Genomic DNA, 19,912 nt, shown 5'->3' with positions numbered 1-19,912 from the left:
GGATATATGAAAACTAAACAAGTAGCAATTACGATTGCTCAAATGGGAGCGGTTATTCTATTTGCAGGAGGGTTTTATTACTTCACGCAAAAACAAATGGAGCCAACAACAGTATGGCAATTTAATCGAGATATCCCTGCTAATACACAGATTACAGAGGGTGATTTGGTAAAAACAACTATTCCTGCTCAAGCAGTAACAAAAGGATTTGCTCTTTCACCAAAAGATATCGTTGGTAAATACAATAATTCAAAATTAGTTACGGGTGAATATGCATTGAAGCAAAAATTAGTTGATAAAAAGAATATTGACCCATTTGAAAGTATGGATTTAACAAAATATCGAAAAATTTCACTTCCTATTACTTATATTGATGGATTAGGTGGAAATGTGAAACGAGGAGATAAAGTAGACCTTGTATTTGTTGGAGAAGGTGAAAAGGCAGGAGAAGGTTCAGGGAAAGGATTTAAATATTCAAAAGCTTTCTTACAAGATATTCTTGTCTATAATGTCACAACAGATGATGGTTTCCGTTACACAGATAGAAGTGAGGGTGTGAAAGGAGACGAAGCAGGAGATATGCAAGATGGTAAAGACATTCAATCTGGTGGAGAAGGTGGTAAATTATCCACTGTAACATTAGCTGTAACGCTTGACCAAGCTGAACAAATTTCTGCTCGATTAAAATCTGGAAACATTCGCATTGTGGGACGATTTGACGATAGTCAAAACTATGACACAGCAGGATTTATTGTGGGTGAATATGACAAAGTATTCTCTGGAGAAGGTTTAGCTGAAAGCAATAAATAGTTAACAAATTTAATAATGGAGAGTCATTGTATTCTCCGTTATGTTTTTAATACAAAGGGGGAAGTAAATTATGAATAAAGTTCTATTAGCTACAGGTCATGAAGCTCTTGATAATGTAATTAAAAAAATAAAAGAGTATGAATTTGTCGGAAGCATTGAATATAAAAGGGACTTAGTAGAAGCGTGTTCTTTCTATAATCCTGATATTGTTCTTATCTCAGATTTTCTAACGGGAAAAGAATCTCTGTTAGAAGAAATGATTATGGTAAAACAAAAACACCCGCAAATTCGAATTGTTTACGTGACAAAAACATTAGACATGAAAAATGTAGAACGAGTAAATCAATTAGGAATGTTAGTACTATCTGGTATTTATGATATCTTAACAGAGAGCAAGTTAAATGCAGTGTTAATTAAACAATTATTAGATAATCCTCGAAATAAAGAGAGTGTAGATTATTTACTTCGTAATATCAGAAGTGCATCAACAGATAATACAGAAGATATAGAAGTAGAAGCGATTGAAGAAACAGAAGAATACGATATTGAAAAATACGGATATAAAAATGTATATCTTGTTTCATCTATCAAACCTGGAACTGGTAAGTCATTTGCTTCTACGAACCTTGCAACGACAATTGCAAAGTACGGAAAGAAAAAAGATGGAAAACCACCAAAAGTTGGATTGATTGAAGCTGATTTACAAAACTTATCTGTAGGTACATTACTTCAAATTGAAGACGATAAACACAATTTAAAAACTGTAATGGATAAAATAGCGACTATTATGACAAGTGATGGAAGGCTCATTGAAGATGAAGCAAGAATTGAAGAAGTAAATAAATATATTAAAACTTGTTTTAAATCCTATTACCCTTGCAAAAACTTAGAAGCATTAGTAGGGTCACAATTAACAATGAGTGAAATTGAAGATATTAAACCATTCCATTATATTTATTTAATTGAAGCTATCGTGGATGAGTATGATGTTATTATTATCGACACAAACTCCTCATTAGCTCATGTCACTACATATCCGTTGTTAAGATTATCGAATACTGCTTACTACATTATTAATCTGGACTTTAATAACGTTCGAAATAATGCTCGTTATAAAGAGACCCTAAAAGATTTAGATGTGTTAGACAGAGTAAAATATATTCTTAATGAAGATATTGAAGAAACTGGAGCATCTAACGAGAATGAAGGAGAAAAATTAATCTTCACTTCTGAGCATTTAAGTCAAACTGGTTTTGATGTAGATGTAAAAATACCATTGCTACCAAAGAATATTTTCTTAAATAGATTATATGAAGGGACACCAGTAGTATTAGATAATAACGCAAATACATTAAAGGCACGATTAGAATTTGCAAAATTAGCTAATCAGATTTGGGAAATGGAAAATTTACAATTCTTAGAACAAGAATATGAAAACATAGACAAATCGAAAGAACGAAAAAAACGTTTCTAATTGAAACGTCTTTTTTTTATGCAAAACAAGGTAAACCCACTTGTTTGTTATATTTCATCCCCTTTTTATCTAAAACAACAATAGCAAATAGAAAAAGGGGGAATTTGAAATGGCAATGGAAACAGATTTCAAATCAATAAGAAAAGATTTACAACGGGTAAAAGGTGCAAAATATACTTCGGGAGTGTTAGGATTTGAAGATGCTTTAGAACTCGTTAGAGGGGAAGTAGCGAAAAAATTAACAACCGAGATGGATGAACAAAAAGAAGAAACAAAAGAAGATGCCATAATCAAAGACAAGAAATATCTAAGAAATCGAAAAGAAGAGTATAAAAAAAGAATTGAATCTATTGTATATGGTCAGAACATAAAAGTCAGAGGTTATGAACATGACATAGAGTTATTCATTGCAGAAATGGTTGAGGAATTTTCGGGATACTCAATTTTAGCTGATGCTCAGAACAACCCTGGTGTATCGGATATATTCTGCCTTCAATGGAATAAAATCTATGTAGAGCAAAATGGTGTCAATGTTAAATATCATAAGACATTTAGAAGTGCAGAACATTATAAAGCGTTTGTTGATAGATTGGTTCGAGAATCGGGAAACGAGATTAACAATGGTAATAAGAAAATTGTTAACTTTGAGCTATATGGTGATAGATATACTGCTACATCTAAGGCTGTTTCGCCTAAAGATTTCTCGTTAACAATTCGTAAACATAAAGAAGACCAACTGCAATTGAAAGATATTATTGCTTTCAATGTAATGAGTCAAGAAATTGCAGACTTATTAGGTACGATAATTTTAGGAGAATGTAACGTTATTTATGGTGGATTAACAGGTTCAGGGAAAACAACATCTATTCGTGCTTTATTAGACCACTATGTATCACAAGCAAATAAAAGAATGTTAGTGTGTGAAGATACGCAGGAGCTATTCCCAAAAAATGACCATACGTTAGAGTTAGTATCCGTAAGAAATGATGACCCTAAATTGGAAATTACATTGCAAGAAATTATCTATACTGCATTACGTTTAAAGCCGAAATATATTTGCGTTGGTGAGGTTCGTGGCTTAGAAGCGGAAAGTGCGGTAGAGGCTATGGAAACAGGTCACAGTACAATATTTACCATGCATGGTGGTAAACCTATGAATATTGTAAACAGGCTTGTAACGAAGTATCTGAGTGCTATGCCAACGTTAGGCATTGATGTAGTAGAGCGTATTATAGGTAGTGCAGTGGATTATATCGTATTACAAGATGACATCCCTGATATCGGAAGAAAAGTAACAAGTATTACAGAGGTTAGCTTTGATTTCGAAAAAGGTAGAGTCGCTTTAAAAACGATTTTCGAATATGACTTCTTAAAAGGAGACTTTGAAATGGTCAATAAAATCTCTCAAGAAAAAGCAAAAAATATGCTACGAAGAGGCGTGAAAATTGAGACATTGAAACCTCTTGTTGAGGGATGGTCCGAAGAGTTAAAAATTGCATAAACATGTCTTACTAAAAGAGAGCTTGTTCTTTATGACAAGCTCTTTTTGTAGAACGATATTCGCCAATGAAAGACTATTAAATAATTTTCAAAATGTAATAATAAAATAAAGAGATGCTGAAAAGGAACATGAGCATAAAAAATAAAAGGTGGTGTTGTATATATGGGATATGCGATAGTTGTATTTACAGTTTTTATGTTAGCCATTATTTTCATTTCTACCAAAGAAAAAATGAAAGAAGATAAATCGGTGTTAACAATGAGAAAATCTCAAGCATCTTCAAAGTTAAGGGAAAATGCATTGAAATTAAAGTTAGAAAGAATGGTAGAAACAAAAGCGAAAGTTTCCACAAAGAATACAGTAGAAACGATGTGTTTACAAGCGGGGTATAAATTGACATATGGTGAATTTAAATTAATGTCGTTCACATCTGCTATTGTACTACCAATCCTTGTACTGGTGATGACATCAAACCCAATTTTAGCTTGCTTATTTATTATGGTAGGGTATATGATTCCTGGTCAAATTATTGCGTTTATTAAAAATAGACGATTGAATATGATTGAAGAACAAGTTGGTTCATTTATGAATTTAGTCGTAGAACGTTATAAAGCCCAAAATGATTTCCCTAAGTCTATAAAAGAAAGTCTATATGATTTCAAGGGGCAAGAACCTATGTACAGTGAAATTAGACAAACTGTATTAGATATTGAGTTAGGGATACCAACAACAGATGCAATGGATAACTTAGCAAGACGTACAGGAAATAAATATTTAGAAAGATTATCTAATTATTATCAAATTGCTATGACCTTAGGTACAGAGGATGCAAGAGAAAACTTATTAGGTGAAGCATTCCAACAATTTGAAGAGAATCGAAAAATGAAATCTACTCTAAGAAAAGAAATAGCAGGACCTGTACGAGAAGCTTATATTATGGTTGCGGCCATTCCTCTGCTTATTAGCTATCAAATTGCAACCTCTGATAGTTATGTAGATTTTATGTTAAACACGACACCAGGGAAAATTGGTTCAACTGTAATTTGTGCAATCATTATGGGGTCTATTTGGTTCATTAATAAAAAAATTGGTGCACCATTAGAGTAAGAAGGGAGATGTTTTCGATATGGTAATAATGAAGTATATTTTTATGGTTTTGGGGACGATATGTTTTCTGTTTTTTATTCGGAATGTTTTCATGTTCCTTTTTCTAAATGAAAACCATTCAACACATAAAAAACGGTTAAAACAACTACAATTCAATAATAAGGAAGAGTTAACAAATGATGAGCAAACAAGAGCGTTTATCGACAAAGTAACCAGACCTGTATTGAAATACGTTGTACCTAAAATGAAAGTTAGAGATAGTCAAGAATTAGAAAAAGATTTAAAGTTAACGAAATGGGATAAATACTTTAATGCGAGTCAATATATCGCAATGAATATTACTTTGAAAATCATAGGTGTAGTTGCTCTTATTGTACTAATACCTGTATCTGTTCCATTCGCATTAATATGGTTCTCTGCCTTTTTCTTCTTATTTGGATTTCTGTTTAATAATTCAGTTACAGAAGCGAAAGAGAAATTGCTTGGAGGATTTCCAGATTTCATCCGTATTACAAGAGGATATTTAACAGCAGATATTTCATTTACAAAAGCTGTTGAGGGTAGTATTCCATATGTAGGTGACGCATGGAGACCGCTTCTTCAGGAGTTTATTGTAAATTGCGATATCCATTCTGTAGAAAAAGCAATTGATAAATTAAAAGACCAAGTTGATGTGTTTGCGGTAAAAGAATTATTATCTCTTGTACGCTTAAACTTAGAACAAGGTGTTGACGTTAGAGAAAGTTTCGAAAGACAGATTGATAAAGTAAGAGAAATGCAACTGGAAGCCATTATGAATAGAATTGCGAAACGACAATTGTTAGCGATGGTATTACAGGGACCTCTATTACTTACATTAATTGGTGCTTTTGGATTACCAACATTCTATTCTATGACAACTCTATCATCTATGTAAGTTATGTATTAGACAAGGTTCGGACAATAGTTCGACCTTTTTTTTGTTATAGATGTTATCTATTTACAGTAAGATACATCAGTAAAAATAATTAAGGTTATAAACGATAGTAAACAGGTATTGAACAATTACCAGACGGTTTAATCGTTATAAACAAGATATAACTTTAATACAATAAGATAATAAATCAGAGAGGGGATGTTGCAATGAATAACTTAATGAATCGAGCAAAATTTGTATTAAATGGAGAAGATGGTGCGTCAAACGTAGAGATTATCGTTTGGATTTCGGTAGTATTAGTATTAGCAACTGCATTATTTATCTTTAAAGATAAAATCGTTGGCTTCTTAGGGAAAGCAGGTGGAACTGTAGATAAACTACAAGTTAAGTAGTTTAATATAATCCATAAAAATCACAAAGAAGAAACAGAGGTGATAGAATGAATAACTTAATGAATCGAGCAAAATTTGTATTAAATGGGGAAGATGGTGCATCAAACGTAGAGATTATTGTTTGGATTTCGGTAGTATTAGTATTAGCAACTGCATTGTTCTTATTTAAAGATAAAATCGTTGGCTTCTTAGGAAAAGCGGGCGGAACTGTAGATGGCTTAAAAGTAGCTTAATACAACGTAAAAGGAGCGTATAGGTATAACGCTCCTTTTTTTATAGGAAAAGAGAAAGGGGTGCGAATATGAGTAGATTGAAAGAGAAGTTAAAAGAACAAAAAGGATTTGGTTTGTTTGAATATGTAATAGGCTTATTAATTTTTGTTGCTCTTATATGTTTCTTATTTGATGTTGTTACGATTACCTATAAACAGTATGTTGTATCACAACAAACAAATGTCATAGCACGTCAGTTAGGTGTACAAGGAGGAATTACGAATCAAGTACCAAAAGGCTTCCCAGGTGGAGATAAAGCGTATGTAGACTCAAGAGAGCTTGTACAACAAGTGAATGACCATCTTGAAGGAGCTGGTATAAAAAGCAATGAATGGGACCTAAATTTAATTCGATACGATAAAAATGGAAGAGTTGTAGAGACAAAGAAATTAACAACTGCCACAAATTTTAAAGTAGATTATCAATCTGCAATGGATATTGAGTTGACTTATAAATATAAATGGAACGTTTGGGGTCAAATCATTCCTGGTACATCAGATGAAAAAGAAGCGATACAAAAAAGATACGTAACATCCGAATTTAAGTATAACTACGATGTTTGGGAAGGTGAAAGAAATGAGACGAATTAAAAAAACATTAAAAAATACAAAAGGTGTCTTCTCTATCCTAATTGTAATAACTGTATTTATTGTTCTTTTAGCGATTACAGCCTTTTCAGATATAGCATCTAAATCGTGGGCTGTAAATGAAATCCAGTCTATTATGGATACATCAGGGATGAATGCATTACAAACAACTGTAGATACAAATAAATTACGTGATGAGATATTCTCCATTGATAAGGAAAATGAAATAGACACTGAAATCAATTCTGTAAACTTAACAGATTATGAAAGAAAAATATCTGCTAAATATAAAGAAGAAATTCGAAAACACGTAAAAACAAACAAAAACATTGTTGCTTTAAACGTTGAGCAAGTAAAAGTGGATTGGGGCAATGATACTTGGGGATTAGGAGAAACAAAAAAGAAACGTCCTCAAATTGTTTTAGATACAGTGAGTAAAGTCAGAATTAAAAACAGTTCATATTTCGATGATTTAGGTGGTTTATCAAAAGATATGTATAATGCACGTAATGGTTCAAACTTCACAGTAACATATAATGGTCAAAAGGAAGATGGTACTGTGGAATTAATTATTAGAAGTGTTACAAGAATGGTATACAGATAAAAACATCATGTAAAATGGTGTTTTTTTTTATTAGACAGAATCAAACAAAAATTAGGTATGTACTTGCTTCTAAAAATCTACTATAAAATAAAAGTTTTTAGGAGGGGATTTTGTGCCTGAGATACAACAATTTTTATTAAATATTAAAAATGAAATATTATATGTAAACAGTCATATTTTTATTGTAGCCATATTGTTATTATTTTTATTTATAGCAACTTATACGGATTTAAAAAACATGAAGATTTATGATAAGTTTAATGCAGTGTTTTTTGTAACTCGATTATTAATCATTATTCTACCGTTTGGAATTACTTATCAATGGACCCATTTAATTGGTGGTCTGATAGGAGGTTTGTTCCTATTAATACCTGCAATGGTATTAATGCATAAAATGGGTGGAGATATCAAGTTCATGTTTATATTCGGGATGTATTTAGGTGGCTACTACACAATCGTCTTATTATTGTTATCTTGTCTCATTCACTTTATTTATTCTATTGTATCTATATTTATATTTAAGAGACAGAACAAGAAAACAATGGTACCATTCGCACCATTCTTCTGTATTTCGTATAGTATCTTAACTTTATTAGGTTTTCTATATCTCTAATATATAGCATTCGGTTGTACTTTTTTTACAAAAGTCATCGGATGTTTTTTTTATGAAATGTAGTCTATATAAATTACAAAATTTTTATTTTTTATATTTGAATAAAACGATTACATACTGTAAAATAATCCCTATATATAAATATAATGTTTTAGAACATGGGGGAGAAAAATGAATAAAAATGAACTCTTAGAAAAAATGAAGGAAAGGAATAGATTGTCCAAATCGGAGAATCAATTAGCTGTAGATACATTTATTAATATTATCTATGAAGCGTTGCAAAATGGAGAAAAGGTATCTTTAAAAGGGTTTGGACAATTTGTAACTAAAGAAAGAAAAAGTAGGAACATTAGAATCCCCTCTTCAGAAAAAGAAGTAAGAGTTCCTGCAAAGGAAATCCCTGCGTTTGAGCCAGGTGAGGAATTTAAAAATAAGGTGGAAAGAATAATTGAATGAAGCGTAATAGAACTTTATAGAGCATGAAACGCCTCTTTTTCTTATTGACTATATGATATGATTTTTATATAAAAAAAGAAGGGCGTGAAATTCATGATTAATATTGTGATTAGTAAAATGAGTTTGAAAGATAAAACATATATAAAAATTTTTTATGTTATGAATGAACATCTTATCCATATTAAAGTTTTGGAGAAAAAAGATGATACCTATAAATCGGTTAGTGTAGAAAGTTTAGGTAAGACGACAGCATTAAAATTGTTAACAGAGCCAAAAGATGATGTTCATGTAGACCCAGAAGAATTAATAGATGTGTATGAGTACATGGATTATGCTTTTGAAAAGGCAAAGAGCGAAATAATTCACCATGTAAACAAATCTGATTCATTAGAGTTACTATCGTTTCATGAAATTGGAGGGAAATATTTTGCATTAATTGATGACCAAAACACACCAGTTCATAAAATCTGGGAAATTGGAATTGATGCATTTGGGAAATTCGATAGAATTTCACCCGTTCCTTATTCTCATATTCATGTTCTGACTGAATTGTTATTACCTGAATTACTACAATATGACAAGAGAGTTGTATTACATGTTTCAGATAATATATACTTAGGAATCATGAAAGAGGGAAAAGACGTAGTGGCATGTATTTACTCTGTTAAAAACAATCCGACAGACGATAAAAATAAAATGATTTTTGCAGATGGTGGGTTTGCCTTTAAGGAAACTTCAGAGGGATACATGAGATATACAGAATTCCCTGAGAAAATCGAGAAGAAAATTGAAAAGAGCTCTAAAACATTAATGAATTTCTTAATTGAATTATTTGAAAGAAAATAAGAGCAAGGGATTTCCCTTGCTCTTTTACTTATTAATCATATCTCTTACATCAAAATAATCTATTCCAAAAGAAGCTAATTCTTCCTTCGAGATAATATAATTTGTAGTCGTATTTACATCAACACCACTTTTTTTAAATGCACGAGTTGCGATTCTTCTTGGTTGCCGAGATAGAGATGCAACGAATTTTTTTAAATTAATTACATGATAATTGTGCATGGTGTTTCGATATTCCTTAAGTAACGCTTGTCGCTCCTCTTTATCTGTTAAAGAAAAGATATAAGCTTCTAATGGGATTGCTTTTACTTTCTCCACTATGTATCAGTCTCCTCTCAAGTAAAAAGTGCTCTATAGAAGAGCACTACTTATTTACTTTCTTTGCTTTCTTTATTAGCTTCTTCTTTTTTCGGTTCGACTTTTTCTTCTACGACTTTACCATTCTTGTCTACTTTTTCTGTTTTAATAAGGTCATATAGTTTGTTTTTACCGAATGCTGTATCCATTGTATCCTTGAAGATTTTCTCATCAGTTGAACCAATCCATGTATATGAAATTTTTCCTGATTCATCAATGAATACAAAGCTTGGAACGAGTTTTAAGTTGTAATTTTTAACAATAGATAAATTATCTCCGTTATCTTTTCCTGCAATAGAATTTTCATTTACTTCGATATTCAAATCTTTAAAGAACTTCTCAACATCTTCTTTTGAATCTTTTGGGAAGATAGGTAGAAATACTACATCTTTATAAGATTCTTTTACTTTTGCTACAGTAGGTGAACTTTCTTTACATACTGGACAATCATCTCTCATAAAATCAAGAACAACTTTTTTTCCTTTTAATTCGGATAACTTAACTGTTTCCCCTTTGATGTTCTTATATTCAAAGTCAGGAGCAGTCTTACCAATAGACGTCAAAGCAAAATCCATTGCCAATTTATCGGGAAAGTTTCTTTTGAATTCATTCATCCCTTTTTCGCTATAAGAAAGAAGAATTTCTTCAGCAGGTTTAGAATAGTCCACAGATACTTTTCTTTCTTTATATGTTACTTCTTTTTGTGTTTCCTTTTCTTTAGGTGATTCTTTTGATTGACATCCACCCAACATCATTCCAACAACTGCAAACGCCATGAGTCCCATAAAAGACTTACGAAATTTCACATTATCAACTCCTTTTATTATGTAACTAAATTCTAACATTATCATTAACTATAGTCAATAAAATTGATGGATTGATGATTCTTACTACCCTACTCACATATAATATAAAAATTATAAAAACAGGTATTTATATAAATTAAATTTATAAGGAGTGGGATTTTACAATGGGGAAATTACCAAACAAAATAGAAGGTTACAATGCAGAATTAAGGTTAAATGTTGAGGGATATCGTCTTCTTGGAAAGAATGACCAGTTTCCGATTTTTTCAAAATCTGCGGATTTCTTTTGTAATGGAGAAATTTTAGATTATAAAACATATTACAAAAGAGTATTAGAAAAAGGATATGGGGTTATATACAATGACTACATTATTTTTAAGAAAAATGCAGGTTCAATTGCATATAAAGATTTCATTAGAGAGTACAACTCTAAAACAAATGAAGGAAAAAGTTTCATGAATGGAAAGTTATATGATGCTTTGTTCGATATATACAACTTTGAAATGATAAAAGGATTGTTGTTATCAGCGAAAAATAGTTTTATGAGCGTGAATCAACTAAGAGAAAAGTTATGTCAATTTGGTGACCCAACAACGATGAATAATTTATTAGAAGAGTGCTTACAATAGCACTCTTTTTGTTGTTTTAGTTATTGTTTTTGTATAGAACATTGTCAGTCATATTTACTATAGTTAATGAATAAAATATGGTTTATTGTAAGATTAATAACTTTGGAAGAGGGGATAAACCATATGACACACTTAACAGAAATGGAAAAAGAAATTATTGCAGTAGAAAACGAGAGGCTTGTTTATTATGTAGTAAAGATGTTTGAGAACTCTCAAATTGACCCAGATGAATTGGTGAATGCAGGGATGGTAGGATATGCAAAGGCCTTAAATGCATTTGATACAACTCGTGAAGTGAAATTCTCTACATATGCTATTAATTGTATTAAGAATGAGATTTTATTCTTTTTAAGAAAAGAAAAGAAACATAGATTAAATAATGTTTCTTTAAACACTGTTTTATCTGTTGATAAAAATGGAAACGGGTTTCATTTAGAAGATATTGTTGCGGAGAAAAATAACGGAGAAAAGTCTTTAGAAGATAGAGTAGTAGAAGATGACCACAAGCGTTTGATTCGAGAAGCGATTAAGATGTTAAATCCAGAAGAACAATATATTATGACGTTTCGTTATGGTTTAGATAAAAATGGAACAGAAAAGACACAAAAACAAATAGCTGAAGATATTAACATGAGTCAAGCGAATGTATCTAAAATCCAAAAACACTGCTTGTTAAAAATTAAGAGATTAATTAAAGAAGAAAAGGTTGCCTAATAATATTTTTATCAATGTACAGTAATAATAAAGTTACTGTATTTTTTTATGTCCTTAACTATTCCTGTTTTTTTGTAAGGGTGATTTTTAATAAATAAATTAAATTTTTACATGAATAAAATATCTTGTATATAGGTTTATGTTTCGGAGGGGTTTTTCTTATTAAAAAAACAGGAGGAATTTAATCCCCCTGTGAGTTACGAAATGCCAATTTAAATGTAATGATGTACGGTATGGTGAATAATAACAATTCCACGAATATACGTCCCCACCCTAACAAGTAATAGTAGTGAACGAATAGAGAGCTGTTGATGTACAGTGGAATACCTACGAAGAATACGCCACCACCACCAATATAGATATTACCTAAAGCCAAAATGATTAGACCAATGATATATCCGTTTAATTCTTTTTGAGATTTGATTTTCAATCTCTTTATAAAAAAGAGCATACATCCGATTTCTAATCCAATACAAATTAAAGATACGACTCGATGTGATTCAAATACAATAGATAAAATCCAAAACGCTATGGTCATCAATAAATAATAGCTTGATAATAAAATGAAATTATTTACATGCCGTTCTTCGATTTTGCTAAATGTGTTAGTCATATTTTCCACCTCTTATAAAAACAAGGAAGCTAATAGCCCCCTTGTTTACTTTTTACTATTTCCAGTATCTGTTTTTGTTAGTTTTGTAATTAACTCTTCCAGTTTTTTTGAAGTTTCTTTCAGTTCTTTAAGAGTTTTTTCTGATTGTTCGTTCGAATACTTTGCAGTAATATACGCATCAATATGTGTTTTTACAACAAGGGCAAAACGTTTGAGGTCATCACCTTGCATTGGGATTCTAACCAGTTGTTCAGGGCTTGTGCCATAACGAGGTACAATTAAGCCTTTATCATTTTTTTCCCCTTTACCAAGTTCTGCTTGGAAAAGGAATGGAAGCTTAGAACCTGGGAGTAACTTTAGAACACGGGATTCACTCATTCCATCTTCACGCTCTATCCCACGTTGTTTTAATGATTCAGCAGGTGTTCCACCCATATCATCAAAGATTTTACCAGGATACTTCGCACCTTTTGCTTTTTCATTCTCAGCTAACTTATGGATTTTTCCTGACATGATATCTGCGGAAAGAACTAAGAACTTATCAATATCCATATAAATTGGGATTTTGGCTGTGTAGCGTTCTCCTGCTTTTTTGTTTTGGTCATAAGTAATGAAATTCATATAGACCTTTCCAATGTTAAATCCTGTGTTTAGAACCTCCATGAAACAATCTCTTCCATCGAATCGAATAATTTGTAACGGATTAGTTTCTCTTGCCATTGTTACATCAGCTCCTCTAAATATTAAGTTTTTCATCAATATGTAAAAGTAAAATTGGTTTAAAACAATTCATTTACTATAATTGATTTTATTATTTTTCTTTGACAATAGTCAATGAATTATATAATCTTATTATAGTTTCTGATTCATGAAATTACAAGGTATTATTTTATAATTTGAGGTGTTTTTTAGTGAACTATTATGAAGATGAGATAGCTTTATTGCTAAAGGAAGAGCTAAGTATTCTGTATGGTATCAGTAGTTTTGATGTGCTATATCGTTATGTTGTGTTGCGATTTGGATGTGATAGTATAGATGATAAAAAAAAGAAAGAAGAGTTTATATATAAAAAGAATTTTATTCAATTCATATTGAATGAGTTACAGATTGAAGTTAAAAAGGATAACGTTAACTATAAGGGAGAGTTTATCTCTATCAATCCGATTATAGGGAGTTGTTTTGCAAATGCTATTGAAGATTGGTGTTTTTCATCAACGTTCTATCCCGTTACAACTGAAGAGGATGTATCGCAAGATGTAACTACGTATTTGTCTGATTTGGAAAAAGACTTGGTGAAAAGGGCTAAGAAGAAGAACAGGAAATATAAGAAGGAAAGTGATTACTGGTATCGAGTGAAGTACGAATATTTGATGTTATTAAATGAATTGTTTCAAGTGCAAATTTCAAGTCCAAATAGAATCAGAGGATTTGCTTGTGTTGATGATAGGGTGTCAATTGAAACCTTAGAGAGTCGTTATAGTCGAATGTTTATATCTGATGTTCAATATAGTTCAAATGTCGAGTTGATAACAGAAGCGATGTTAGAAGAGTATATGAAGCGTAACTTATCGTTAGTGGAAAGTGGACTTAAATTAATTGCTACTCAATACATGCTTCCAAAGGGAAGGATTGATATGTTAGCGAAAGATTCGAACGGTTTGTATGTAATTATTGAATTAAAAGTAGAGGAAGATACTGACATTGTATGGCAGAGCTTGTATTATAGAAATGAAATTAAAAGAATAAAGAATGTGAACAAAGTTAGGTTCATAACCGTCATGCCGAAATGTGAGGACCATATTTTCGATTCCTTGCAATCCGTTGGTGGTGTGGAGATTTTTGAGTACATTCCAATGATAAAAAATGAACAATTAATTAAGGTGCAATTTAAGAAAAAATCTACTGGAACAACGAACGTTAAAAATGTTGCATGACTTTATCAAGGGAGGTACTTACATGTTGATTCCTGAAAATGTTCATCCATCATGGGATGAATTCTTGACGAATGACAGAAAAGAAGAAGTAAATGTGATTTTTGATGAGATAAAACAAGATTTTACCCCTTCAGACCCAAAACTTGTATTGAGGTTTTTAGAAAGAGATTTAAATAAAGTGAAGGTAATTTGGCTTGGACAAGACCCATACCCTATAGAGGGGAAAGCCTCAGGTCGGGCATTTGAGGATGCAACAATAAAGGACTGGACCGATAAAGGGGTAGGGAGGTCAATTAAAAATGTGATTAGAAGTATCTATCGAATGGAAAATAACATTGAAGATTATAAAGATGTAAAGACATATAAAAAAATTCAAAAAGAAATTAAGAATGGGGCGTTTAATATAAAACCACCTAAAGAATGGTTTGATTCTTTAGAGAATCAAGGTGTCTTGTTCTTAAATGTATATTTCACTTGTCAGGTGGGACGAGGTAAAGCGGGGACCCATAGAGATGAATGGAAAGATTTTTCAGCTAAATTACTTAAGTATATTAATAGTAACAACCCAAATGTTATTTGGTTTTTATGGGGGAATCCTTCACGAAAAATAGGAGATATTATGCAGTTCAATAATATTTATGAAAGTAGGCATCCTGCATATCAAAATAAAGCCTCAGGAGAGGATATATTAGATTTTGAGGGATTTAGAGGGACAAATCATATGATTAATTGGCTTGGAAAGTAGGAAAAGAAGCAGAACTAAAATCTGCTTCTTTTTTGTCTTTTAATCTACAAATTCAGCTAAATTCTCATTGATTAGTTGGTAAATCGCTAATGATAAGAATCCAGATAAGAGAATAAATACGTAGAAGAATAATTGATTCCATAAAAATCCTGCTCCAATAGCACATCCAATAGAAAAGATGAATAAGATGAAGCATGTAAATACTGTGGATTTTGTATGTTTTTTTATTTCATCAGGTAGGTGACTATGTACCTTAAAAGTTTTTGTTAAGTTAATAAGTGTTAAAATGATTGCCATGCAAGAGATGGCAACTAATAGTACATTAATGACAAGTATCAGCATATTTCATTTCCCCTTTCCTTTCATAGTTATATCCCTATTATATGATTTTATTATAGGGTTAAAACTTGTATGTTGTTTGACTACAACCCTTTATTTCATTGACAATAGTCAATATAAAATGTATCATACGTGGTGAAGAAAGACAGTAAGTAAGGAGATGATAGTATGAGTGAAGAATACAATGGAGATTCCATAGAGATATTAGAGGGATTAGAGGCGGTTCGTAAACGACCAGGTATGTATATTGGTTCAACGAATACCAAAGGTCTACACCATATGATTAAGGAAATCACCGATAATTCCGTGGATGAAGCAGTAGCAGGATATTGCGATGAAATTATTACTCGGATACATAAAGATAATTCTATTTCTATAGAAGATAATGGTCGGGGAGTCCCTGTTGATGTACATCGAAAAGCAGGGTATTCAACTGCAAGGGTGATTTATACTATCCTTCATGCAGGTGGTAAATTCGGTGGGAATGGATATAAGGTGTCTGGTGGTTTACACGGTGTAGGTGCATCTGTAGTGAATGCATTGAGTTCTTATTTAGAAGTAGAAATACATAGGAACGGAAAGATATATAAAGACCGCTATGAAAATGGTGGAGTCCCTGTTATACCGTTAACTGAAAATGGAGAACTTCCTTCAATTGGGGATACAGACAGACGTGGTACAAAGGTTCGTTTTTTACCAGATAACACAATCCTTGAAACTACAGAATGGAATATTGAAACCATTGAAAAGAGATTACAAGAATCTGCATTTTTAAATAAGGGATTGAAGTTTGTTTTTATAGATGAAAGAACAGGATATGAAAAGACCTTCTGTGAAAAAGATGGAATTGGGGGATTAGTGAAGGAAATAAATCATTCAAAACCTACATTAACAGATGTCATATCTTTTTCAGGTGTATCGAAAGATATTGAAGTTCAAATCGCTTTTCAATATGTACAAGAATATAACGAACATCTTATCAGTTATTGTAATAATATTATTACCCCTCATGGTGGAACTCATATAGTAGGTTTAAAATCAGGTATAACACGATTAATTAACGGTTATGCAAAAGAACTTGGTCTACTAAAAACGAAAGACAACACGATTGATGGTGCTCATATCCGTACGGGAATTGTGGCTGTAGTGTCAATTCGTCATTCGAACCCACAATATGAGGGGCAAACAAAAGAAAAGCTTGGCAGTACGGATGCGAAGGGTGCCGTAGAGGAAGTCATTAAAAATGAAGGCTCCAAGTTCTTTGACTTACATGTAGAAGAAGTTAAACGGATTATTGAAAATGCAATGAGGGTGTCCAAGATTAGGGAAACAGAAGAGAAATCGAGGGATAATAGTCTCCAAAAGAAAGATGCCCAATTACAGACGAATGGAAAATTAGCATCTGCTTCTTCAAAAACACCTGTAAAAAAGAAAGAGATTTACCTTGTAGAAGGTGATTCAGCAGGTGGGACAGCAAAACAAGCAAGGGATAGAAAAACGCAAGCTATACTTCCTGCAAAAGGTAAGATTATCAATGTGGAAAAAGCCAGAATTGATAAAGTTCTATCAAATGAAGAGATTCAAAGTATTATAGTTGCAATTGGTGGGGGTCACGGGAAGGCCTTTGATATTTCAAAAGTTAATTATGGTCGAGTTGTTATTATGACAGATGCCGATGTAGATGGTGCTCATATTCGAACGTTATTGCTTACTTTCTTCTATCGTTATATGCGTCCTCTTATTGAAGAAGGGTATGTTTGGATTGCAGTGCCACCGTTATATCAAATTGTACACGAAGAACAAAAAGGTAGAAAGAAAGTAGAAACTTCCATGTATGCCTATTCTGATGAAGAGTTAGTTTCTGTAAAAAACCTTTTAGGTAATAAGATAAAAAGAATTCAACGTTATAAAGGATTAGGGGAGATGTCTGCAACTCAATTATGGGATACGACATTAAATCCCGAAACAAGAAAGCAAATACAAGTAAGGATAGAAGATGCGAAAGAAGCAGATGCTGTAACGGAACTATTGATGGGTGACAAGGTAGCACCGAGAAGAGAGTTTATTATCAGTGAAGCTCATAAAGCGAATATAGATATTTAAAAGAAGGAGGGGAAATCTCCTTCTTTTTTACTAACAGCTATTTACAATTGTATAATCGTCATAATAATATATATGTATACAAAAAACTATATGCATAACCTGATTAAATAAATAACATTTTTAAGTAATTAATAATTGACTAATGAATGTTATTGAGTTACAATGAAATCAAGTTAGGAAAACGAAAACAAACTTTAAAACTATTTAGTAATTAATAATTGACTAAATAATATTAAAGAGTTATAATAAAATTAAGATAAGAAACACGGAAACAATAAGGGAATTTAATCTTAATCAATTAATTATTATAAAAATATATTAGGATAATATAGGAGGAAACAAAAATGAAAAACATCACAAAGGGTAAAGTAGTAGGAACGGCATTAACAACAGCATTAGCTTTCGGAACATTAGGGGCTTTAGGAACAACTGCTCATGCAGACCAATTAAAAGATGCAGAGGTAAACTTACCAAAGACTGAAATCGTAGCTCCACAACATGCTCAAGTAGCACCAGTGAAAGAAGTAAAAGAAGAAGCGAAAGTTAAAGAAGTGAAGGAAACTGCTAAAGAAGTAAAAACTGAACAACCACAAAAGGCAGAATCGAACAACGTGGTGGAAAATAAAAAGCAAGAAGTTAAGCAAACGGTAAAGCAAGAAACAAAGCAGGAAGTTAAGCAAGAGGTAAAACAAGATGCGAAGCAAGAAGTAAAATCAATTGCTCCACAAAAAAATGTAGTTGCACCTCAGCCGAAGGTAGCACAAGCACCACAACAACACACTGTTAAAGATGTGAAGTTCGTAGACCACTTCTATCGTGTGCAAGGTCAAGACCCGAAACGTCAACCTATTGAGAAATTTGTTGTAAGTGGTTTAGGGAATGGTGTAACAGCGAAAGTGTTATATTCATTTGAAGCTAATGACACTGAATATGTAAAAATTGAAGTAAAAGATGGATTCGGAAATACTATCACACATGATATTCCTGTTTCTGTAAATACAATGCCTGTCATTACGTTAGACAAACATAGAGTGCTTGTAGAACAAGGTCAAGGTGTTAATGTCTTAAATGCGTTAGGTGCAAAAGGTTATGATGAAGAAACTGGTGTTCTTAATATTAAAGTTACTGGTAATACAGATACATCGGTATTAGGTGAACGTTCACTTAATTTAAAAGTTACTGACAATACTAATCTATCGGTTTCTGAAAATGTTATTATGAACGTTGTTCGATTTAAAGGTGTTCTACAAATTGAACAAAACGAAAATATTAATTACATTGATGCTACTCGATTTGTTGAAGGTCTGTCTAACACAGCTCGTGCAATTATCACAAATGTTGACGAAGTGAGTGGTATGGTAACTGTAAAAGTAACAGACGGTGAAAATTCAATCTCAAAAGCAGTAAAAGTAACAAAAGCTCATGTAAATGAAGAACCAAGTATTAGCGTTGAAAATGACTATGTATTTGCAAAACAAGGTGAGGTTAAAGATATTATTGCATCAGCGAAAGTAACGGCAAGTGACCGAGAAGATGGAGATTTAAGCAAATCAATTAAAGTAAGTGGATTTGACCCTCAGGCTTCAGGTGTGCAAACAGTAACACTTACTGTAACTGATAGCGAAGGTGCGACTGTGGAACGAAAAGTGTATGTTCGCATGATTAATTTCGTAGACTCAATTAAGATTGAAAAAGGATTTAGAGTGGAGAACATCGCTAATGAAAAATTAGTTACAGGTCTAAAAGGTTCAGATGGTGTTTCTATTAAGGATAATGGAAATGGAACAATTACAGTTTCTGTAAGAGATAATGCCTTAAACACTACAATTCAATCTGTTGTAAAAGTTGAAGTAGAAGGTAATAAAGAAGAAGACAAAGGAACAAATGAAGATAAAGGTACAAACGAAGACAAAGGCACAAACGAAGATAAAGGTACAAACGAAGACAAAGGAACGAACGAAGACAAAGGAACGAACGAAGATAAAGGAACAAATGAAGATAAAGGAACAAATGAAGACAAAGGAACAAGTGAAGATAAGGGTAACAAAGAAGATAATGGTACAGTAACAGAAGATAAAGGTACGAACGAGGACAAAG

The 19,912-nt window shown here is 32.1% G+C and carries 23 protein-coding genes; 18 read left to right on the top strand and 5 right to left on the bottom strand.

Going from position 1 to position 19,912, the window contains the following annotated elements:
* The first annotated feature begins 6 nt into the window (after positions 1-6).
* The 12 genes from cpaB (at position 7) to CQ064_RS07215 (ending at position 9,578) form a co-directional block, all read left to right on the top strand.
* Positions 7-810 (top strand): Flp pilus assembly protein CpaB, encoded by an 804-nt coding sequence (gene cpaB / locus CQ064_RS07270; protein WP_000851043.1) that lies wholly within the window; start codon positions 7-9, stop codon positions 808-810.
* A gap of 70 nt (positions 811-880) precedes the next feature.
* Positions 881-2,284: an AAA family ATPase gene (locus tag CQ064_RS07265; protein WP_001045297.1), complete on the top strand. Its 1,404-nt coding sequence runs from the start codon at positions 881-883 to the stop codon at positions 2,282-2,284.
* A gap of 109 nt (positions 2,285-2,393) precedes the next feature.
* Positions 2,394-3,785: a TadA family conjugal transfer-associated ATPase gene (locus tag CQ064_RS07260; RefSeq protein ID WP_001240562.1), complete on the top strand. Its 1,392-nt coding sequence runs from the start codon at positions 2,394-2,396 to the stop codon at positions 3,783-3,785.
* 162 nt (positions 3,786-3,947) lie between these two features.
* A complete protein-coding gene (locus CQ064_RS07255; protein WP_000540082.1) occupies positions 3,948-4,892 on the top strand; it encodes a type II secretion system F family protein in 945 nt (314 codons plus the stop codon).
* A gap of 91 nt (positions 4,893-4,983) precedes the next feature.
* Complete coding sequence (locus CQ064_RS07250) at positions 4,984-5,808, top strand: hypothetical protein (RefSeq protein ID WP_003272726.1); 825 nt, start codon at positions 4,984-4,986, stop codon at positions 5,806-5,808.
* Between the two features lie 206 nt (positions 5,809-6,014).
* Positions 6,015-6,200 carry a hypothetical protein gene (locus tag CQ064_RS07245; RefSeq protein ID WP_001061354.1) on the top strand — a complete coding sequence of 62 codons (186 nt, stop codon included), beginning with the start codon at positions 6,015-6,017 and terminating at the stop codon, positions 6,198-6,200.
* Positions 6,201-6,247: 47 nt separating this feature from the next.
* Positions 6,248-6,433 (top strand): hypothetical protein, encoded by a 186-nt coding sequence (locus tag CQ064_RS07240; protein WP_001061355.1) that lies wholly within the window; start codon positions 6,248-6,250, stop codon positions 6,431-6,433.
* Positions 6,434-6,501: 68 nt separating this feature from the next.
* Positions 6,502-7,062: a hypothetical protein gene (locus tag CQ064_RS07235; RefSeq protein WP_000088659.1), complete on the top strand. Its 561-nt coding sequence runs from the start codon at positions 6,502-6,504 to the stop codon at positions 7,060-7,062.
* The gene (locus CQ064_RS07230; RefSeq protein WP_001252699.1) at positions 7,049-7,663 is read left to right on the top strand and encodes a hypothetical protein; all 615 of its coding nucleotides are present in this window, start codon (positions 7,049-7,051) and stop codon (positions 7,661-7,663) included. The genes CQ064_RS07235 and CQ064_RS07230 overlap by 14 nt, the downstream gene beginning before the upstream one ends.
* 112 nt (positions 7,664-7,775) lie before the next feature.
* Entirely contained in the window at positions 7,776-8,276 is a 501-nt protein-coding gene (locus CQ064_RS07225) for a prepilin peptidase (protein WP_003272720.1), read from the top strand.
* A gap of 171 nt (positions 8,277-8,447) precedes the next feature.
* Positions 8,448-8,732: an HU family DNA-binding protein gene (locus CQ064_RS07220; RefSeq protein ID WP_001038645.1), complete on the top strand. Its 285-nt coding sequence runs from the start codon at positions 8,448-8,450 to the stop codon at positions 8,730-8,732.
* Positions 8,733-8,825: 93 nt separating this feature from the next.
* On the top strand, positions 8,826-9,578 hold the full coding sequence (locus tag CQ064_RS07215; RefSeq protein ID WP_000608375.1) for a hypothetical protein: 753 nt from the start codon (positions 8,826-8,828) through the stop codon (positions 9,576-9,578).
* Positions 9,579-9,602: 24 nt separating this feature from the next.
* On the opposite strand, the gene CQ064_RS07210 is transcribed toward CQ064_RS07215, so the two are convergent.
* Both CQ064_RS07210 and CQ064_RS07205 read right to left on the bottom strand, forming a co-directional pair.
* Positions 9,603-9,893 carry a hypothetical protein gene (locus CQ064_RS07210; RefSeq protein ID WP_000416677.1) on the bottom strand — a complete coding sequence of 97 codons (291 nt, stop codon included), beginning with the start codon at positions 9,891-9,893 and terminating at the stop codon, positions 9,603-9,605.
* 50 nt (positions 9,894-9,943) lie between these two features.
* Complete coding sequence (locus tag CQ064_RS07205) at positions 9,944-10,738, bottom strand: TlpA family protein disulfide reductase (RefSeq protein WP_000672149.1); 795 nt, start codon at positions 10,736-10,738, stop codon at positions 9,944-9,946.
* 164 nt (positions 10,739-10,902) lie between these two features.
* Between CQ064_RS07205 and CQ064_RS07200 the strand changes: the two genes are divergently transcribed.
* Positions 10,903-11,367 carry a hypothetical protein gene (locus CQ064_RS07200; RefSeq protein ID WP_000517332.1) on the top strand — a complete coding sequence of 155 codons (465 nt, stop codon included), beginning with the start codon at positions 10,903-10,905 and terminating at the stop codon, positions 11,365-11,367.
* Between the two features lie 123 nt (positions 11,368-11,490).
* Positions 11,491-12,081, top strand: coding sequence for a sigma-70 family RNA polymerase sigma factor (locus tag CQ064_RS07195; RefSeq protein WP_000149417.1), 591 nt, complete (start codon positions 11,491-11,493; stop codon positions 12,079-12,081).
* Positions 12,082-12,262: 181 nt separating this feature from the next.
* Here the strand turns inward: CQ064_RS07195 and CQ064_RS07190 are convergent, their stop codons facing one another.
* Together CQ064_RS07190 and CQ064_RS07185 are read right to left on the bottom strand one after the other, a co-directional pair.
* Complete coding sequence (locus CQ064_RS07190; protein WP_000185561.1) at positions 12,263-12,694, bottom strand: hypothetical protein; 432 nt, start codon at positions 12,692-12,694, stop codon at positions 12,263-12,265.
* A gap of 45 nt (positions 12,695-12,739) precedes the next feature.
* Positions 12,740-13,414 carry a hypothetical protein gene (locus CQ064_RS07185; protein ID WP_000090436.1) on the bottom strand — a complete coding sequence of 225 codons (675 nt, stop codon included), beginning with the start codon at positions 13,412-13,414 and terminating at the stop codon, positions 12,740-12,742.
* A gap of 191 nt (positions 13,415-13,605) precedes the next feature.
* Here CQ064_RS07185 and CQ064_RS07180 point away from each other — a divergent pair, with 191 nt between their 5' ends.
* Positions 13,606-14,628: an endonuclease NucS domain-containing protein gene (locus CQ064_RS07180; protein WP_001110333.1), complete on the top strand. Its 1,023-nt coding sequence runs from the start codon at positions 13,606-13,608 to the stop codon at positions 14,626-14,628.
* Between the two features lie 22 nt (positions 14,629-14,650).
* A complete protein-coding gene (locus tag CQ064_RS07175) occupies positions 14,651-15,373 on the top strand; it encodes a uracil-DNA glycosylase family protein (protein ID WP_000906848.1) in 723 nt (240 codons plus the stop codon).
* 39 nt (positions 15,374-15,412) lie between these two features.
* Here the strand turns inward: CQ064_RS07175 and CQ064_RS07170 are convergent, their stop codons facing one another.
* Positions 15,413-15,715: a hypothetical protein gene (locus tag CQ064_RS07170; RefSeq protein WP_000906491.1), complete on the bottom strand. Its 303-nt coding sequence runs from the start codon at positions 15,713-15,715 to the stop codon at positions 15,413-15,415.
* 165 nt (positions 15,716-15,880) lie between these two features.
* Between CQ064_RS07170 and CQ064_RS07165 the strand changes: the two genes are divergently transcribed.
* Both CQ064_RS07165 and CQ064_RS07160 read left to right on the top strand, forming a co-directional pair.
* On the top strand, positions 15,881-17,815 hold the full coding sequence (locus tag CQ064_RS07165; protein WP_001288315.1) for a DNA gyrase/topoisomerase IV subunit B: 1,935 nt from the start codon (positions 15,881-15,883) through the stop codon (positions 17,813-17,815).
* 344 nt (positions 17,816-18,159) lie between these two features.
* Positions 18,160-19,912: hypothetical protein (locus CQ064_RS07160; protein WP_105559648.1), on the top strand; the 1,753-nt coding region annotated here is incomplete at its 3' end.

This window comes from Bacillus sp. MYb78 (assembly GCF_002975115.1).
Lineage (GTDB): Bacteria > Bacillota > Bacilli > Bacillales > Bacillaceae_G > Bacillus_A > Bacillus_A cereus.
This window is presented reverse-complemented; position numbering and strand designations above follow the sequence as displayed.